16 protein-coding genes are annotated in these 17281 nt (G+C 71.6%); 11 read left to right on the plus strand and 5 right to left on the minus strand.

Going from position 1 to position 17281, the window contains the following annotated elements:
* Positions 1–58: 58 nt before the first annotated feature.
* A complete protein-coding gene (locus QSJ97_RS09540) occupies positions 59–694 on the minus strand; it encodes a hypothetical protein (protein WP_285671512.1) in 636 nt (211 codons plus the stop codon).
* Between the two features lie 176 nt (positions 695–870).
* On the opposite strand from QSJ97_RS09540, the gene QSJ97_RS09545 reads away from it, so the two are divergent.
* From QSJ97_RS09545 to QSJ97_RS09555, 3 genes are all read left to right on the plus strand, one after another.
* Complete coding sequence (locus tag QSJ97_RS09545) at positions 871–1149, plus strand: hypothetical protein (RefSeq protein ID WP_285671513.1); 279 nt, start codon at positions 871–873, stop codon at positions 1147–1149.
* Positions 1150–1239: 90 nt separating this feature from the next.
* On the plus strand, positions 1240–2130 hold the full coding sequence (gene mmsB, locus QSJ97_RS09550; RefSeq protein WP_285671514.1) for a 3-hydroxyisobutyrate dehydrogenase: 891 nt from the start codon (positions 1240–1242) through the stop codon (positions 2128–2130).
* Positions 2131–2277: 147 nt separating this feature from the next.
* Positions 2278–2775: a MarR family winged helix-turn-helix transcriptional regulator gene (locus QSJ97_RS09555; RefSeq protein WP_285671529.1), complete on the plus strand. Its 498-nt coding sequence runs from the start codon at positions 2278–2280 to the stop codon at positions 2773–2775.
* A gap of 418 nt (positions 2776–3193) precedes the next feature.
* On the opposite strand, the gene QSJ97_RS09560 is transcribed toward QSJ97_RS09555, so the two are convergent.
* Genes QSJ97_RS09560 through QSJ97_RS09570 form a run of 3 tightly spaced genes read right to left on the minus strand, consistent with a single transcriptional unit; the run spans position 3194 to position 5472 of the window.
* Entirely contained in the window at positions 3194–4126 is a 933-nt protein-coding gene (locus QSJ97_RS09560) for a methyltetrahydrofolate cobalamin methyltransferase (protein ID WP_285671515.1), read from the minus strand.
* A gap of 59 nt (positions 4127–4185) precedes the next feature.
* On the minus strand, positions 4186–5121 hold the full coding sequence (locus QSJ97_RS09565; RefSeq protein WP_285671516.1) for a methylenetetrahydrofolate reductase: 936 nt from the start codon (positions 5119–5121) through the stop codon (positions 4186–4188).
* A 51-nt stretch (positions 5122–5172) separates the two neighbouring features.
* Complete coding sequence (locus QSJ97_RS09570; protein WP_285671517.1) at positions 5173–5472, minus strand: virulence factor; 300 nt, start codon at positions 5470–5472, stop codon at positions 5173–5175.
* Positions 5473–5791: 319 nt separating this feature from the next.
* Here QSJ97_RS09570 and metF point away from each other — a divergent pair, with 319 nt between their 5' ends.
* From metF to QSJ97_RS09585, 3 genes are all read left to right on the plus strand, one after another.
* Positions 5792–6670 carry a methylenetetrahydrofolate reductase [NAD(P)H] gene (metF, locus tag QSJ97_RS09575; protein WP_285671518.1) on the plus strand — a complete coding sequence of 293 codons (879 nt, stop codon included), beginning with the start codon at positions 5792–5794 and terminating at the stop codon, positions 6668–6670.
* Positions 6671–6939: 269 nt separating this feature from the next.
* The gene (locus tag QSJ97_RS09580) at positions 6940–8541 is read left to right on the plus strand and encodes a Ppx/GppA phosphatase family protein (RefSeq protein ID WP_285671519.1); all 1602 of its coding nucleotides are present in this window, start codon (positions 6940–6942) and stop codon (positions 8539–8541) included.
* A gap of 4 nt (positions 8542–8545) precedes the next feature.
* Positions 8546–9358 (plus strand): RlmE family RNA methyltransferase, encoded by an 813-nt coding sequence (locus tag QSJ97_RS09585; protein ID WP_285671520.1) that lies wholly within the window; start codon positions 8546–8548, stop codon positions 9356–9358.
* A gap of 282 nt (positions 9359–9640) precedes the next feature.
* Here the strand turns inward: QSJ97_RS09585 and QSJ97_RS09590 are convergent, their stop codons facing one another.
* On the minus strand, positions 9641–10564 hold the full coding sequence (locus QSJ97_RS09590) for a LysR substrate-binding domain-containing protein (protein ID WP_285671521.1): 924 nt from the start codon (positions 10562–10564) through the stop codon (positions 9641–9643).
* A 128-nt stretch (positions 10565–10692) separates the two neighbouring features.
* Here QSJ97_RS09590 and QSJ97_RS09595 point away from each other — a divergent pair, with 128 nt between their 5' ends.
* The 5 genes from QSJ97_RS09595 (at position 10693) to QSJ97_RS09615 (ending at position 17238) form a co-directional block, all read left to right on the plus strand.
* Positions 10693–11673 carry an ABC transporter substrate-binding protein gene (locus QSJ97_RS09595; protein ID WP_285671522.1) on the plus strand — a complete coding sequence of 327 codons (981 nt, stop codon included), beginning with the start codon at positions 10693–10695 and terminating at the stop codon, positions 11671–11673.
* Between the two features lie 113 nt (positions 11674–11786).
* Positions 11787–12974 carry an aromatic ring-hydroxylating oxygenase subunit alpha gene (locus tag QSJ97_RS09600; protein ID WP_285671523.1) on the plus strand — a complete coding sequence of 396 codons (1188 nt, stop codon included), beginning with the start codon at positions 11787–11789 and terminating at the stop codon, positions 12972–12974.
* 104 nt (positions 12975–13078) lie between these two features.
* On the plus strand, positions 13079–14038 hold the full coding sequence (locus QSJ97_RS09605; RefSeq protein WP_285671524.1) for a PDR/VanB family oxidoreductase: 960 nt from the start codon (positions 13079–13081) through the stop codon (positions 14036–14038).
* Positions 14039–14041: 3 nt separating this feature from the next.
* Positions 14042–15133: a quaternary amine ABC transporter ATP-binding protein gene (locus tag QSJ97_RS09610; protein ID WP_285671525.1), complete on the plus strand. Its 1092-nt coding sequence runs from the start codon at positions 14042–14044 to the stop codon at positions 15131–15133.
* Entirely contained in the window at positions 15130–17238 is a 2109-nt protein-coding gene (locus tag QSJ97_RS09615) for an ABC transporter permease (protein ID WP_285671526.1), read from the plus strand. The genes QSJ97_RS09610 and QSJ97_RS09615 overlap by 4 nt, the downstream gene beginning before the upstream one ends.
* Positions 17239–17281: the final 43 nt, after the last annotated feature.

The raw sequence follows: 17281 nt of genomic DNA on the forward strand, positions 1-17281 counted from the left end.
CGGCACGGCGCGGCGCAGGCCCGCCCGCACCGGCCGGCAGGGGGCAGGCCCGGCGGCATCAGAGGGTGACGCCGACCCGCTTCGCCGCCGCCTCGATCAGCTTCTTGTACTTGGTCTCGAAGCGGTCGTTCTTCGGCTTGGCCTTCTCGCGGGTCAGCCGGACATACTCGTCCATGCAGGCGCGGGCCTTGGCGCTGCGCCGCGAGATCTTCGAGTTCGGCAGCTCGAGATGGAACTCGTCGCCATCGCCCCAGCCGAGCTTGCCCCGGTGGTTGACCAGCCCCGCCGCCTTCATCGCCGCCACCCAGGCGCGCTTGAAGTCCTCGAGGTTCTCCCTGTAGCCGAAGGCCTTGCGCGCGCCGTAATACGAGGTGCCGTCGACCCGCAGGATCACGTGCCGCGCCTTGTCGGACATGTGCCCGCCCCAGCAGACCCAGGAGCCGCCGCGCGAGACCGCCGCGGCCTGCTCGGCCGGGGTGCGCACCAGCGAGCGCTTGTTGCGCGAGATCGAGAACGAGACCCGCTCCGGGAACGGCGCCCACTTCTTCGGCAGGCGGCCGCCCTTGGCCTCCACCGCGCGCTTGTACTGCAGGCTCTGGATGTGCAGCTCCTCGCAGAGCCCGGTCAGAACCTTGATGAACTTCTTCACCTTCGACTCGATGTCGGTCGCGGCGCTGTTGAGATCGTCGGCCATTGGCCCTCCTGTCGGCTGTCCGGGGCGGCGGCGGCTCCGCGCGTCCCTGCATGCCCCTGAGTGCCGGGCGGCGCCGCCCCGGTTCACCGCCGGCCCGGAATTTTCGCGCGGGCTGACGTTCTGGTAGGCTTGCGGCGCGCCCGCAGCTGGCGGGCCGGGCAGCGGAGACCGGGGCCATGGGCGACAATGCGGACAAGGCGCTGAAGCTCGCGCAGCATTGCGAGCGCAAGATCAACGCGCTGAAGAAGGATCTCGACGCGCTGAAGAAGAACATCGAAGACGCGCGCAAGCGGGAACATGAATGGGAGAAGAAGCAGACCGATTGGATCGCAAAGGAACACAAGCGCTTCCTTGACCTGCACAACGCGCAGGAGAAGAAGTTCGTCGACGCGCATAATGCGCAGGCGAAGACGCTGAACGAGATCATCGCCTGGGTGAAGAAGCTGCAGGGCTGAGGCGCCGCCCCCCGCGACCTCGGCCCGCTTGCCTGCACGCGCGCGCCGTGCGAGCACTCTGCCCGGGACATTCGGCCAAGGGAGGAATGCATGGCACGGATCGGCTTCATCGGGCTCGGCAACATGGGCCTGCCCATGGCGAAGAACCTGCTCAAGGCAGGCCACGAGGTCACCGGCTTCGACCTCTCCGCCGCGGCGCTCGAGGCGCTGCAGGAGGCCGGCGGCAAGGCCGCCGAGGGCGCGCGCCACGCGGTGATCGAGGCCGAGGCGGTGGTCACCGCGCTGCCGGCGGCGCGGCATCTGAAGGCGGTCTATCTCGGCGGCGACGGGATCCTCGCGGTGGCGCAGCCCGGCACGCTCTTCATCGACTGCTCGACGGTGGATGTCGCCTCCGCCCGCACCGTGGCGATGGAGGCCGAGAGCCGCGGCCAGCGTTTCGTCGACAGCCCGATGTCCGGCGGCGTCGGCGGGGCCACCGCGGGCACCCTCTCCTTCATGGTCGGCGGCAGCGAGCCGGCCTTCGAGGCGGCGCGGCCGATCCTCGGCGCGATGGGGCGCAACATCTTCCATGCCGGCGCGGCCGGCGCCGGGGCGGCGGCGAAGATCTGCAACAACCTGATGCTGGCGATCCAGATGATCGCGGTGGCCGAGGGCTTCAACCTCGCCGAGAAGCTCGGGCTCGAGGCGCAGAAGCTCTACGACATCTCCTCCACCGCCACCGCCCGCTGCTGGTCGCTCAACGACTATTGCCCGGCGCCGGGCCCGGTGCCCAACGCGCCCTCGAACCGCGACTATGCGCCCGGCTTCGCGGCGGCGCTGATGCTGAAGGACCTGCGCATCGCCATGGAGACGGCGCAGGCCGAAGGGGTGTCCTCGCCGCTCGGCGCGCAGGCGACGCAGCTCTACGCGCTGATGGATCTCGCCGGCCAGGGCGAGAAGGACTTCTCCGGCATCATCCGGCTGCTGCGCGGCGAGCTCTGAGCCGCCGCGACCGGCGGGCGGCGCGCCGGGGTCCCTTCGGGGGATCTCGGGTCGTGCCGCCCGTGTTTACCATTTGTTTCCCATTCAGCCGCAAAGTGAGTCGAGATTTACGAGACAGCATGAGGTTCCCCGATGAGCAGCACTGGCATGGCCCTGGCTCCCGAATATGCCGATGAGGCGGTGGGGGATATCTTTGCCGGCTATCTCGAGACGCTGGCGCTCATCGAACGGCTGCACCGCCTGCTGCTCGACGTCATCAAGGACGAGTTCGAGCGCATCGCGCGCCACGAGGTCAACGCGGTGCAGGCACTGCTGCTGTTCAACATCGGCGCGAAGACGATGACCGCCGGGGAGCTGAAGAACCGCGGCTACTACCAGGGCTCCAACGTCTCCTACAATCTCAAGAAGCTGGTCGAGGCGGGCTACATCAACCACAGCCGTTCGGAGATCGACCGGCGCGCCGTGCGGGTGCGGCTGACCGAGCGCGGCATGGAGGTGCATCGCATCGTCGCCGACCTGTTCCGCCGCCATGCCGGCGATCTCGGCTGCGACCAGCGCCTGCGCGACGGCGGCATCGAGGGCATGAACGCCGATCTCCGCGGGCTCGAGCGCTACTGGACCGAGGAGATCCGCTACATCTACTGACGCCTCGAGCCATGTCCGCCGTGCAGGGTTGTGCGCAGGGCGGATCGGGGCGGGACGCCGCGGTGCCGGGGGGCACAGGCGTTCCGAACCAGGGGCCGGAGCCCAGGCAGAAGGCCCGGGTCCCGCGCGGCGATGGGGCCCGCCGATGGGGTCTGCCGCGGCTGCCGGGACCAGCGCGGGCGCCGTGCGCAGTGGGCCGTGGAAAGGTCCAGGTCTTGAATGACCCGCCGGGCAGCGCGTCGCCGCGCCGGCCCGGTCAGCGTCTGAAAACCGCAATTCGAGGAACCGCGCGGGCAGAGCGCCGCAGCGCTCTCCCTTCTTCACGACCGGCCGCGCCCCCCGCTGCCTGCCGGGAACCGGAAAGGCTCGGGCGGAACGCCGGCGGCGAAGGCTCGGCCGGAGCGCCGGCGGCGAAGGCTCAGGCGGAACGCCGGCGGCGCCCCTCGCGGCGGCCGCGGGCACCGGCCTCGACCTCGCCCTCGGCCACCGGCGGCTTGTTCGCCTTGATCCAGGCGGCGCCGTGGGGGTCGTTGTTCATCAGCAGGTTGGCGGCGCGGATCGCCTCCATCTCCTGCGGGCGCACCGGGTTCATGATCGCCGAGGTCATGCCGGCGGTGATCGCCATCGGCAGGAAGGCGGCGTTGATGCCGTGGCGGTTCGGCAGGCCGAAGGAGATGTTGGAGGCGCCGCAGGTGGTGTTGACCTTGAGCTCGTCGCGCAGCCGCCGCACCAGCGCGAAGACCTGCTGGCCCGCGGTCGCCATGGCGCCGATCGGCATCACCAGCGGGTCGACCACGATGTCATGCGCCGGGATGCCGAAATCCGCCGCGCGCTGGACGATCTTCCGCGCCACCTCGAAGCGCACGTCCGGGTCCTCGGAGATGCCGGTGTCGTCGTTCGAGATCGCCACCACCGGCACGTTGAACTTCTTGACCAGCGGCAGCACCAGCTCGAGGCGCTCCTCCTCGCCGGTCACCGAGTTCAGCAGCGGCCGCCCGCTGGCCGCGGCGAGCCCGGCCTCGAGCGCCGCCGGCACCGAGCTGTCGATGCAGAGCGGCACGTCCACCAGCCCCTGCACCAGCTCGATCATCCGGGTCATCAACGGCGGCTCGGTCTCGTTCGGGTTGGGGTTGGAGTTGTAGACCACGCCCGCGTTCACATCGAGCACGTTGGCGCCGCATTCGACCTGCTCGAGCGCATCCTTCTCGACGGTGGAGAAGTTGCCGGCCTCGAGCTCGGCGGCCAGCTTCTTGCGCCCGGTCGGGTTGATGCGCTCGCCGATCACGCAGAACGGCTGGTCGAAGCCGATCACGACGGTCTTCTTGGCGGATTCGACGGTGGTGCGGGTCATGGCATCCCTCATATGTGTTGGCCCGGCCGCGCGGCCGGGCGGGGCGGGCCGCGCGCGGCTCAGGCGGTGGCGGCGGCGGGGCGCGCGGTGCCGGTCCCGGCGGTGTATTCGGCGGTCTTGCCGATGCCGCCGAGCGGGAAGAAATGCACCGCCTCGATGCCGAATTCCGGGTTCGCGGCCTTGTGCGCGGCGAGCTCGGCGAGCACGCCGTCCGGCGTGAACGGCAGCACCAGCTTGGTGACGTCGGCGGCGCGGCGCTGCAGCACGCGCAGGCTCGGCCCGACGCCGCAGGCCATGGCGAACTTGATCAGCGTCTGCAGCTTGGCCGGGCCGGCGACGCCGATATGGATCGGCAGGCCGACGCCGGCCTCGCGCAGGCGCTTCTCCCAGGCGATCACCGGCGCCGCCTCGAAGACGAACTGCGTCGCGATCGCCATCGCGGCATCGGTGCGCTCCGAGAAGGCCTGCTTCCAGCGCAGCGCCTCCATCACCATGCGCTCGCCGCCATCGGGGTCGATGTCGCGGTTGCCCTCGGGGTGGCCGGCGACATGCAGGCGCCTGAAGCCGGCCTTGTCGAAGAGGCCGCTCTCCATCAGCTGCATCGAGCAGTGGAAATCGCCGTGCGGGGTGTCGACGCCGCCGCCGAGCAGCAGCGCCTGATCGACCCCGGCCTCGCCCTGGTAGCGGGCGATCCAGTCCGCCAGCGTCGCCGCGTCGGGGATGATGCGCGCCGGGAAATGCGGCATCACCGGGAAGCCTTGGCCGGCGATGCGCGCGGCGGTGGCGACCATCTCCTCGATCGGGGTGCCCTCGATATGCGCGACATAGACCCGCGTGCCGGCCGGCAGGATGGCGCGGAAATCCTCGATCTTTGCCGCGGTGCGCGGCATCACCTCGATGGAAAAGCCGTCGAGGAACGCGGCGACGCTCGCCGAGCCGGCGGCGGCTGCCCTGGCGTCCTTGCGGCTGCCGAAGAAGTCGAGGATCTTGGCCATCAATGGTGTCCTTCCTGCGGGGTGCTGGGGCGCGGTGTGGGGGAGCGGGCCTCAGCCGGCCCAGCCCTCGTTGGCGATCAGGCTCTTCAGCCGCTCGGTGTCGTATTCGGCCTCGATCCGGGCGGCCTCGGCGCTGGCGATCTCCTCCGCGTCGCCCTCGCGCTCGACCGGCGCGGACTTGCGCCACTCGGCGAGATAGGCGTCGTCGTCGCGCGCGCCGACCTTCATGGCGCAGCGGTCGATCGCCTGCTCGAAGCGCTCCGGCAGCGGGCGCTTGGCGGCCTTGCGGCCCTTTCCGACGATCACCTGCGCGGGGATGTCGCGCCAGGACACGATGATGAGCTGCGGCATTCTCGGCCTCCCTGTTTCCCCGTCGTTTAGAGGATCCGGACCCGCCGGCGATGCGCGATTTCGACAGGCGCAACATCAACAGCGACATACGCCATCTGCAGCGACGCACAACGTCGCTTTTCGCTCTTGTCCTGTCGCATAGCGCGAATTAAGCTGCACCGCAAGCGCGGGGTCCGTGGGGGCCGACCGCGACGGGAGGCGTGACTGTCGCGCTTCCGCAACATGACGGGCCGGCCGGCGGGAGAATCGCCCCGCCGGGGCCGGGCCACGGGGCCCCGCCCGCTGCCATCCGACCCGCCCGAGACGAGGAATCACGCCGATGACCGACCGCACGCGACCGACGCTGAGCTTCGAGTTCTTCCCACCGAAGAGCCCGATGGCCGCCCAGTCGCTCTGGGACAGCGTGCAGCGCCTGGCGCCGCTCAGCCCGGATTTCGTCTCGGTGACCTATGGCGCCGGCGGCTCGACGCGCGAGCGCACGCTGGCGGCGATCCTGGCGATCCGCGACCGCGCCGGGCTCGAGGTGGCGGGGCATCTCACCTGCATCGGCGCCAGCCGCGACGAGGTGCAGAAGGTGGTGCGCAGCTACCAGCGCCTCGGCTGCCGGCGCATCGTCGCACTGCGCGGCGACCCGCCTGGGGGCGGCGCCTTCGCGGCGCATCCGGAGGGCTATGCCTCCTCGGTGGAGCTGGTCGCCGGGCTGGCCGGGGCCGGGGTGCCGGAGATCTGGGTCGGCGCCTATCCGGAGAAGCATCCGGAGGCCGGCAGCGCCGCGGACGACATCGAGCATCTCAAGCGCAAGATCGACGCCGGCGCCACCGGGGCGATCACCCAGTTCTTCTTCGAGAACGAGACCTTCTACCGCTTCCGCGACCGCGCCGCGGCGGCCGGGATCGCCGCGCCGATCGTGCCGGGCATCCTGCCGGTGGCGGATTTCGACAAGATGGTCGGCTTCGCCGCGCGCTGCGGCGCCAGCGTGCCGGACTGGATGTGGCGCGGCTTCGAGAACGCGACCACCCCGGAGGAGGAGACCCTGCTCGCCACCGCCATCGCGGCGGAGCAGGCGGACGACCTGCTCGCCCAGGGCGTCGGCCATCTGCACATCTACACGCTGAACCGGCCGGACCTGCCCTTCGCGGTCTGCACCGCGCTCGGCATCGAGGCGCAGCACCCGATGCGGCTGGCGAGCTGCGGCTGAGCCGCAGCGCCCGGCATCCTCCGGTTTCCGCCCCTGTTCCCCGCCTGCGACCGGCGGCCGGCCCGCCCCGGCCGCCTCACGCCGCGGCACTGCGTCGCCCAAGGCACGCATTGCCGGCGATCGCCGCGGAAAGGCGGTCCGAGGGGCGGTTCCGCTTGCCCATGCCGGGCCGACTGGCCTAGACACAAGGGCTGGCAGGCAACGGCCCGCGCGACAGGCGCGGGGCGGGCGCAGGCCGGCCGGAAACCGGGGCAGACAGGCGGCGCAGCGTGACGGACCAGGATGCGACGGGATCGGGGGACGCCGGCAGGTCGGGCGGGGGCACGGGCCGCCGCGAGGCCCGCTGCGGCGACGATCCGGGCCCGGCGCCGGGCGGTGCAGCGGAGGCCGGCGGCAATCCCGGCCGGAAGCCGCAGCGCAATGGCCGGCACCCCGGCGACACCCCCGATGATCGGAGCAATGCCGGCCAGCCCGATGGCGGCCAGCCCGATGGCGGCCAGAAGAATGGCGACCGGAGGAACGGCCGGAACGGCCACGGCCAGGCGGCGCAGCCCGGCCAGCCGGCCGGCAACGGCAAGGGCGCCAATGGCAATGGCAAGGCCGGCAGCAACGGCCAGGGCGGCAACGGCGCCAACGGCCAGGCCGGCAACGGCGCCAACGGCCAGGCCGGCAACGGCGCCAGCGGCCAGGGCGGCAACGGCGCCAGCGGCCAAGGGAGCAACGGCGCCAATGGCCAGGGCGGCAACGGCAGCAACGGCCAGGGCGGCAACAGCGGCAATGGCCAGGGGCAGAACCGCCGCCCGCGCTCGCGCAATGGCGGCCAGCGGCGCCATCCGGGGCCGACCTTCGCCGCCCTCGATCTCGGCACCAACAACTGCCGCCTGCTGATCGCCCGCCCCTCCGGCCAGGAGTTCGAGGTGATCGACGCCTTCTCCCGCGCCGTGCGCCTCGGCGAGGGGGTGGAGGGCACCAACCGGCTTTCCGACGAGGCGCAGGACCGCGCGGTCAAGGCGCTGAAGATCTGCGCCTCGAAGATCCGCTTCCACCGCGCCCGCTTCCAGCGCAACATCGCCACCGAGGCCTGCCGCCGCGCCACCAACGCGCAGGGCTTCCTCGACCGCGTGGTGCGCGAGACCGGCATCCGCCTCGACGTGATCACGCCGGAGGAGGAGGCCCGCCTCGCGGTCGCCGGCTGCGCGCCGCTGATCGACCCGCGCGCCGAGCAGCTGCTGGTCTACGACATCGGCGGCGGCTCCACCGAGCTGATCTGGATCGACCTCTCGGAGGTCGAGCCCGGCAACCGGCGCGTCGTGGTGCGCGGGCTCTCGCCGGTGGGCGGGGTGATGCGCGCCCCGGTCGGCGCCCGGGTGACCGACTGGATCTCGCTGCCCATGGGGGTCTCGACGCTGGGCGACCGCTTCGCCGCGATCCATGACGAGCGCGCCCGCTTCAAGGCGATGGCGGCCTATGTCGAGGCGGCGATGTCGCGCTTCGCGCCGTTCTCGGCGACCGACCGGATCGCCCGCACCCGGCGGCTGCAGATCATCGGCGTCTCCGGCACCGCAACGACCTTCGGCGCGATCCATCTCGGCCTGCGCTCCTACAACCGCTCGCGGGTCGACGGGCTCTGGATCCCGCGCGAGGCGGTGCTGCGGGTCTCCGACCGGCTGCTCGACATGGGGCTGAACGGCCGCGCCGCGCATCCCGGCATCGGCCGCGGACGCGCCGGGCTGGTGCTGGCCGGGGCGGCGATCCTGATGACCATCCTGCGCGCCTGGCCGGTGCCGCGGATGCGCATCGCCGACCGGGGCCTGCGCGAGGGGATGCTCTACGGCCTCCTGCAGCAGACCCGCACGATCGCGGCGGAGTGAGGCGATGGCAGGCGGTGCAGGCAAGGGCGGCCCGGGCGGGGGCGGCCCCGGCAAGGGCGGATCGGGCGGGGGCGGATCGGGGCGGGGCGGCAAGCCCAAGGGCAGCTCCGGGCGCGGCGAGCGCTCGCTGCATGTCCGGGTCAAGACCGCGAAGGGCCGGCGGCTCTCCTCGACCCGCTGGCTGCAGCGCCAGCTCAACGACCCCTATGTGCAGCGCGCGCAGAAGGACGGCTATCGCGGCCGCGCCGCCTACAAGCTGATCGAGCTCGACGACAAGCTGCGCGTGCTGCGGCCCGGCGCGCGCGTGGTCGATCTCGGCTGCGCCCCCGGCGGCTGGTGCCAGGTGGCGGTGGCGCGGGTGAACGCCCTCGGCGAGAAGAGCGGCCGGCCGGTCGGCCGGGTGATCGGGCTCGACATCCAGGCGGTGGAGCCGATCCCCGGCGCGACCCTGATCGAGGCCGATTTCCTCGAGGAGGGGGCCGAGGCGGCGCTGCTCGCGGCGCTCGACGGGCCGGCCGATGCGGTGCTCTCCGACATGGCCGCCGCGGCCACCGGGCACAAGGCGACGGATCACATCAAGATCATGGCGCTGGCCGAGGCGGCGGCGGAGTTCGCCATGCAGGTGCTGGCGCCGGGCGGGGTGTTCCTCGCCAAGGTGCTGCAGGGCGGCACCGAGAACCAGCTGCTGGCGCAGCTCAAGCGGCGCTTTGCCAAGGTCGCCCATGTCAAGCCGCCGGCGAGCCGGGCCGACAGCTCGGAGATGTATGTCGTGGCCTCGGGCTTCCGCCCCGCCGAGGCGCCCGGCGACGACGGCTGAGGACCGCCGGGCGCCGCGCGCCCTGCCGCGGTGCCGCCGGTTCGGGCCGGAGGATCATCGACGATGCCAGGGAGGCGCCGGCCCCTTCGGGGCGCGCCGGGGGCGTTCCGCCTCGCGGGCGCCGGGGTCGGCGGCGCCTGCCGGCCGGGTGCCGCGCGGTGGCCGCTTTCCCGGCCGCGCAGCGATCCGGCCTCGCCGGAGCCCCGAGCCCCGTCCCGCGCCGCCAGCACCGCCTGCCGCGACCGGCCGGGGGCCTGCGCATGGCGGCGGGGCGCGCCGGGCTCAGACCGTGCGCCGGGTGACCGCCTCGCCGGGCAGGTCGGCGGCCTGCAGCAGCCAGTCGCAGAGCCATTCGGTCTGCGGCAGGCGCTCGCGGCTCGAGGGCCAGACGGCGTGGTAGCCGAACCTGGTCCGGACCGATTCGGCGAGCGGCCGCACCAGGGTGCCCGCGGCGATCTCCAGATCGACGAGGTGGTTCCAGCCGAGTGCCAGGCCCTGCCCTCGCTTGGCCGCCTCGACGACCAGGGGATAGTTGTTGATCGCGAGACCGCGGTCCTCCGTCGGCAGGCTCGCGCCGCATTCGGTGAGCCACATCCGCCAGTTCATCCAGTTCCAGTGCTCGTCCTCGAGATGCAGCAGGACATGGCGGTAGATGTCGTCGACGCTGTCGAGCGGCGGGCCGGTCTCGAGATAGGACGGGCTGCAGACCGGATAGACCTCCTCGGCGAAGATCCGGCGCGCGTGATGGCCGGGCCAGCTCCCGTCGCCATGCACGATGGCGAGATCGTTGGCATCGTTCACGCAGTCGGACTCGACATCGGAAACCAGCAGCCGCACCGCGACATCCGGGATCAGCTCCTGGAACAGCGGCAGCCGCGGCATCAGCCAGAGCCAGGCGATCGACTGGTCGGCGGCGAGCGTCACCTTCGGACGGCCGCGCGCGCTGCGGATCTCGGCGGTCGCGTTGCCGATATGGCCGAGCGCCGCGGCGACCGTGTGCTGATACTCCTTGCCGACCTGCGTGAGCCGGACCGAGCGCCCGACGCGCTCGAACAGCGCGACGCCGAGGCTCGCCTCCAGATTGCGGATCTGCTGGCTCACCGCCGACTGGGAGATGTTCAGCTCCCGCGCCGCCGCGGTGAAGTTCAGCAGCCGCGCGGCCGCCTCGAACGGCACCAGCGCATCGAGTGACGGCAACCGTCTCATAAGCTCTCCTGATTGATTCCGGTTAGAAATCCATATTTTTCCGGGTATTTCAATCCTGCTACCTTCTGATTGAACCAAAGGCAACCAAAGCTGATCCAATTTGTCGGCGCTGAGCGGAAGGTAGCGACATGCCAACCCGAACCACCAAGCCCTCATCTGCCATTGCGCTCTGCCTGGCCTCGGCGCTGGCCGCATCGGCCACGCAGGCCGCCGCGGACGCGGCTCCCGAGAGCGACCGCCCGATCCGCATCGCCATCAACGAGTGGACCGGCCAGCACGTCACCGCGACGATCCTCGGCAAGGTCTACCAGTCGATGGGCTACGAGGTGGAGTATGTGACCGCCGGGGCGATCCCGCAGTTCACGGCGCTGGTCGAGGGCGAGATCACGGTGCAGCCCGAGATCTGGAGCAACCTCGTCGGCGATGCCTGGCCGAACGCGCTGGCGAGCGGCGCGATGGTCAACCTGGGCTCGCTCGGCCTCAACAACTTCGAGGGCTGGGCCTATCCGAAATACATGGAGGAGACCTGCCCGGGCCTGCCCGATCTCGCCGCGCTGGTCGCCTGCAAGGACCAGATCGCGACCGCCGAGACCTTTCCCAAGGGCCGCATCCTCGCCTATCCGGCCGACTGGGGCACCCGCACCATCGACGCCATCGCGGCGCTCGGCCTGCCGGTGCAGGGCATCGCCGCCGGCAGCGAGGGCGCGATGGTCGCCGAGATCCGCAGCGCCTTCGCGCAGCAGCGCCCGCTGGTGCTGATGTTCTGGAGCCCGCACTGGGTGCATGCGGAGTTCGACCTCGGCTGGATCGAGATCACGCCGCCCTTCGCCGCGGAATGCCTGACCGACCCGGCCTGGGGCCCGAACCCCGACGCCACCGGCGACTGCGCCTTCGAGCAGGCGGCGGTCGACAAGGGCGCCTGGTCCGGCATGTCGGAGACCTGGCCGGCGGCCTTCGGGGTGCTCGAGCGCTTCGCGCTCGACGGTACCGACCAGAGCGCGATGGTCTTCGAGATCGACCGCAGGGGCCGGCCGCTCGAGGAAGTGGTGGACGAATGGCTCGCCGCCAATCCCGAGACCTGGAAGGCCTGGCTGCCCGAGGCGGGCTGACCGCCGCCCCGGCCGCCGCACTGGCCAGCGGCCCGAACGCCGCCCTGTCCGCCGGCCCCTCCCGGGGCCGCCGCCCCCCGAGCATGCAGACGTCAACCAAGGAGGTCTCCCCCATGACCGTTCCCGTCCTCAACCTGTCGCCCGGCGACGCCCCCTTCACCGAGAGCCCGGCGAAGTCCTACACCATGCCGGCGCGCTTCTATTTCGACCCGGCGATCTACGAGCTCGAGAAATCCGCGATCTTCTACAGGAGCTGGTGGTATGCCGGGCACAAGAGCCAGCTCGCCAGCCCCGGCTGCTTCGTGACGACGAAGGTGCACGACCAGAACGTCTTCGTGGTGCGGGCGCGCGACGGCGAGCTCAAGGGCTTCTACAACGTCTGCCAGCATCGCGGCCACGAGCTGCTGAGCGGCTCCGGGCGCACCAATGTCATCACCTGCCCCTATCACGCCTGGGCCTACGACTTCGAGGGCACGCTGCGCAGCGCCCGCCACACCGACCGGATCAAGGGCTTCAAGGCCTGCGACTTCGCGCTCAAGCCGGTGCGGGTGGAGGAGATGTGCGGCCTCGTCTTCGTCAATCTCGACATGGACGCGACCCCCTTCGCCGAGCAGGCGACCGGCCTCGAGGCGGAGATCCGGCGCTATTGCCCGGCGGTGGACGACATGGTCTTCGCGCAGCGCGACACCTATGACGTGGCCTCGAACTGGAAGGTGCTCATCGACAACTTCCTCGAGTGCTACCACTGCCATACCGCGCACAAGGACTTCGTCGACCTGGTCGACATGGAGAGCTACCGCTCGCGCACCTGCGGGATCTATTCCAGCCATTGCTCGGGCGCGGCGCGCACCACGCAGAGCTCGGCCTATGTGTTCGAGAAGGGCGATGTCGATTTCGGCTATGCCGGCTGGTTCGTCTGGCCCAACCTGACGATCTGGATCTATCCCGGCGAGCCGAACATCTCGACGCTGCAGATGATCCCGGACGGGCCGGACCGCACCATCGAGCACCAGGACTGGTTCATCCCGACCCCGACCCCGAGCGCGCAGCTGCGCGACGCGATGGTCTACCAGAAGGACGTGCTCCAGCCCGAGGACATCGCGCTCTGCGAAAGCGTGCAGAAGGGGCTGAAGTCGCGCGGCTACAACCAGGGCCGCTTCGTGGTGGACGAGGAGCTCTCCGAGCTCAGCGAGCACGCGGTGCACCATTTCCAGAAGCTCGTCGTCGAGGCGCTGGGGGCCGATCTCGACCCCGCCTCCGCCTCCGCCGCCGCCGCCGCCCCGGCCGGGACCGGCGCCTGAGCGATGCCGGCCGGCCCGGGGCAGCGACCGCCCCGGGCCTCCCGCCGGTGCCCATCCACCCGGCCCGCGCCGCGGAGCGCGGCCGGCCCAGAAGCGGGATTGCCATGCCGATCGACCTGGAGATCCGCAGCATCGCCGACGAGACGCCGAGCATCCGCCGGTTCGAGCTCGTCTGTCCGCGCGGCGGCACGCTGCCGCCCTTCACCGCGGGCGCCCATCTCGCCATGCGGCTCGGCAACGGGCTGGTGCGGCGCTATTCCCTCGCCAGCGATCCGGCCGAGCGCGGCCGGTACTGGATCGCGGTGCAGCGCGAGGCGCAGGGCCGGGGCGGCTCGGCCTGGATCTTCGAGAACTGGCGCACCGGCGACCGGGTGACGGCGGCGGCCCCGGAAAACGGCTTTCCGCTGGCCCCGGACGCGCGCCGGCACCTGCTGATCGCCGGCGGGATCGGGATCACGCCGATCCTGTCGATGGCGCAGGCGCTCGCGCGCACCGGGGCGGAGTATGCGCTGCACTACTGCACCCGCAGCCCGGAGGGCACCGCCTTCCGCGAGCTGCTGGCGCGGCCGCCCCATGCCGGACGGGTCCACTGCGTTCACGATGGCGGCGACCCGGGCCGGGGCCTCGACCTCCGGGCGCTGCTCGCGCGGCCGGCGGCGGGCACCCATGTCTATGTCTGCGGGCCGCGGGGCCTGATCGGCGCGGTGCGCGAGGCGGCGGCGCACTGGCCCGCCGGCAGCGTCCATTTCGAGTATTTCGCGGCCGCGGACACCGGCGCGCCCGGCGAACGCGGCGACACGCCCTTCACCGTGGCCATCGCCGGCTCGGGCGCCGAGTTCGCGGTGCCCGCCGGCCGGACCATCCTGAGCGTGCTCGCCGAGAACGGCATCGCGGTCCCGTCACTCTGCGAGGAGGGCGTCTGCGGCGCCTGCCTCACCCGCGTCGCCGAAGGCGTTCCGGACCATCGCGACGGCTATCAGACCGATGCCGAGAAGGCCCGCAACGATTTCGTCGCCCTCTGCTGCTCGCGGGCCCGGACGCCCCGCCTCGTGCTGGATCTCTGAACCATGATCAACGGTAGCCAGATGCGGCCGAAGCCCGCCGCCGAGCCGAAGCTCTCCTGCCGCAACCTGTGGCGCGTGTTCGGCCCCAATGCGGGCTATTACTTCGACACCACCGGATACCGGGTCGAGCGCGCGGCGCTGCTGCAGCGGATGCGCGCCGAGGGGCATATCCCGGCGGTGGTGGATGCCAGCTTCGACGTGGCCCCGGGCGAGATCTTCGTGATGATGGGCCTCTCAGGCTCGGGCAAGTCCACGCTGCTGCGCTGCCTGTCGCGCCTCGTGGAGCCGAGCGCCGGCCAGGTGCTGATCGACGGCGACGACCTGATGGCGGCGAGCCCGGCCCGGCTGATCGAGATCCGGCGCCACAAGATGGGCATGGTGTTCCAGAGCTTCGGGCTGCTGCCGCATCTCACGGTGCTGGAGAACGTCGCCTTTCCGCTGCGGGCGCAGGGGGTGAGCCGCACCCGGCGCCGCGCGCGGGCGGCCGAGATGATCGCGCTGGTCGGCCTCGAGGGGCGCGAGAACGCCTTCCCGCGCGAGCTCTCGGGCGGGCAGCAGCAGCGGGTCGGCATCGCCCGCTCGCTCGCCGTGGAGCCCGACATCTGGTTCCTCGACGAGCCGTTCAGCGCGCTCGATCCGCTGATCCGCCGGCAGATGCAGGACGAGTTCATCCGCCTGCAGCGCCAGCTCCACAAGACCATCGTCTTCGTCACGCACGACTTCCACGAGGCGCTGCGCATCGGCGACCGGGTCGCGATCATGAAGGACGGGATGATCGTGCAGATCGGCACGCCGGAGCAGCTCGTGCTCGACCCGGCCGACAGCTATGTCGCCGAGTTCACGCGCGAGGTGCCGGTGGCCAAGGTCTACCGGGCGGTCTCGGCGATGGAGCCCCGGAGCGCCGGCGACGGCCCGCACCCGGCGCGGCCGAAGGTGCTGGCCGACACCACGCTCGACGCCGCGCTCGCGCATTTCCGCGGCGATGTCGAGGCGCTCGACGTGGTCGGCGACGACGGGCGCATCCTCGGCATCCTCACCCCGCGGCAGATCCTGCGGGCGATGAACGGCGCCGCGGGCGGCGAGGCCCGGCAATGATGGTGCCGCTGCGGAACCTGCCCGCGCCGCTCCCGGTCGCCGCGCCGAAGCCGGACCGGCAGGTGCTGCAATGGGTTGCGGTGCTGGCGGTCGCCATGACGGCGATCGCGCTGGCCCCGCGGGTCGGCTGGATCGCCGAGTATCCGCAGGCCTGGACCCTGCCGGTGGCGGACTGGGTGGGGGGCCTGACGCTCTGGTTCGCCGAGACCTTCCGCGGCGTGTTCCGCGCCATCGCCGCCGCGGTCGAGGCGCCGATGGTGGCGCTGCAGGCGCTGCTGCAGGGCCTGCCCTGGTGCGTCACGCTCGGCCTCGTGACGCTGCTGGCCTGGCAGTCGGGCGGGCTCGCAAGCGCCGTCTTCGCCGCCGTCTCGCTGTTCTACATCGTGGTGATCGGCTACTGGCAGGAGAGCATGAGCACCCTCGCGCTGGTCGGGATCGCGATCCCGCTCTCGACCGTGCTGGGCTTCGGCCTCGGCGTGCTCAGCTACCGGTCGGCGCGGGCGCGCTGGGTGATCGGCCCGCTGCTCGACCTGATGCAGACGGTGCCGGCCTTCGCCTATCTGATCCCGATCCTGCTGCTGTTCGGCTTCGGCCCGGTGGTGGGGCTGATCGCCAGCGCGATCTTCGCGATCCCGCCGATGGTGCGCAACACCGAGCTCGGGCTCGCCCGGGTGCCGGCCGAGATCCGCGAATCGGCGCTGATGAGCGGCTGCACCCGGCGCCAGGCGTTCTGGTGGTCGGAGGTGCCGACGGCGCTGCCGCAGATCCTCGTCGGGATCAACCAGACGACGATGTGCGCGCTCTCCATGGTGATCATCGCGGCGATCGTCGGCGGCTTCGCCGATATCGGCTGGGAGGTGCTGAGCACCATGCGCAAGGCGCAGTTCGGCCAGAGCCTGCTCTCGGGGCTGGTGATCGTGCTGCTCGCGGTCCTGCTCGACCGGCTCACCGCCGGGTTCGCGCGCCGCAGCCGGACGCCGCTGCACGACCTGCGCGGCCTCTCCCGGGGCGGCCTCGCGGCCGCGGCGGCGGCGATCGCGGCGGCCGGCACGCTGCTCGCCGCGCTGGTGCCGGCGCTCTGGAACTGGCCCGATGCGCTGCGGCTCTATCCGGCGGAGTGGCTGAACGGCGTGCTCGGCCATGTCACGACGGAGTTCCAGGCCAGCCTCACGGCGATCGAGGAGGGCGCGCTCTTCTACGTGCTGCTGCCGATCAAGATCGGCCTTGCCAACGCGGTGGCGCCGTTCTCCTGGGGCATCAGCTTCGCGCCGGACATCAAGATCGCCTATTTCCAGGGCGTGGCGCTGATCGCCGCGCTGGCCGCCTGGGGCGTGTCGTGGCGGCTCGGGGTCGGCGCCGCGATCTGCGGCGGGCTGCTGTTCTACGGCGTGACCGGGCTGCCCTGGCCGGCCTTCCTGCTGGTCGTCACGCTGGTGGCCTACCAGATCGGCGGCGTGCCGGTGGCGGGGCTGGCGCTCTTCGCGCAGGGCTTCCTGCTGCTCACCGGGATGTGGGGGCCGGCGATGCTCTCGGTCTATCTCTGCGGCGCGGCGGTGGCGGTCTCGGTCGGGCTCGGGGTCGGGCTCGGCATGCTCGCCGCCGCCTCGGACCGGCTCTCGGCGGTGCTGCGGCCGGTCAACGACACGCTGCAGACGATGCCGCAATTCGTCCTGCTGATCCCGGCGCTGATGTTCTTCGGGGTCGGCGAGTTCGCCGCCCTCCTGGCCATCGTGCTCTACGCCATGGTGCCGGCGATCCGCTACACCGAGGCGGGGCTGCGCAAGGTTCCGCCGACGCTGGTCGAGGTCGCGGAGTCGGTCGGCTGCACGCGGTTCCAGGTGTTCTGGTACGTGAAGCTGCCGCAGGCGGTCCCGGAGATCCTGCTCGGGATCAACCAGACCATCCTCTTCGCCCTCGCCATGCTGGTGATCGCCGCGCTGGTCGGCACCACCGGCCTCGGCCAGCAGGTCTATGTCGCGCTCGGCAAGGCGGATGCCGGGCAGGGCTTCGTCGCCGGGCTCGGCATGGCGCTGATCGCCATGACCGCGGACCGGATCTTCCAGGCCGCGGCACGCGAGCGCAAGCGCGCGCTCGGCATCGGATAGGCCGCCGCGCGGCGGCCCCTCAGCAGAACCGGAAAGGATCCAT

The organism is Paralimibaculum aggregatum, from assembly GCF_030270585.1.
Classification (GTDB): Bacteria; Pseudomonadota; Alphaproteobacteria; order Rhodobacterales; family Rhodobacteraceae; genus Thermohalobaculum; species Thermohalobaculum aggregatum.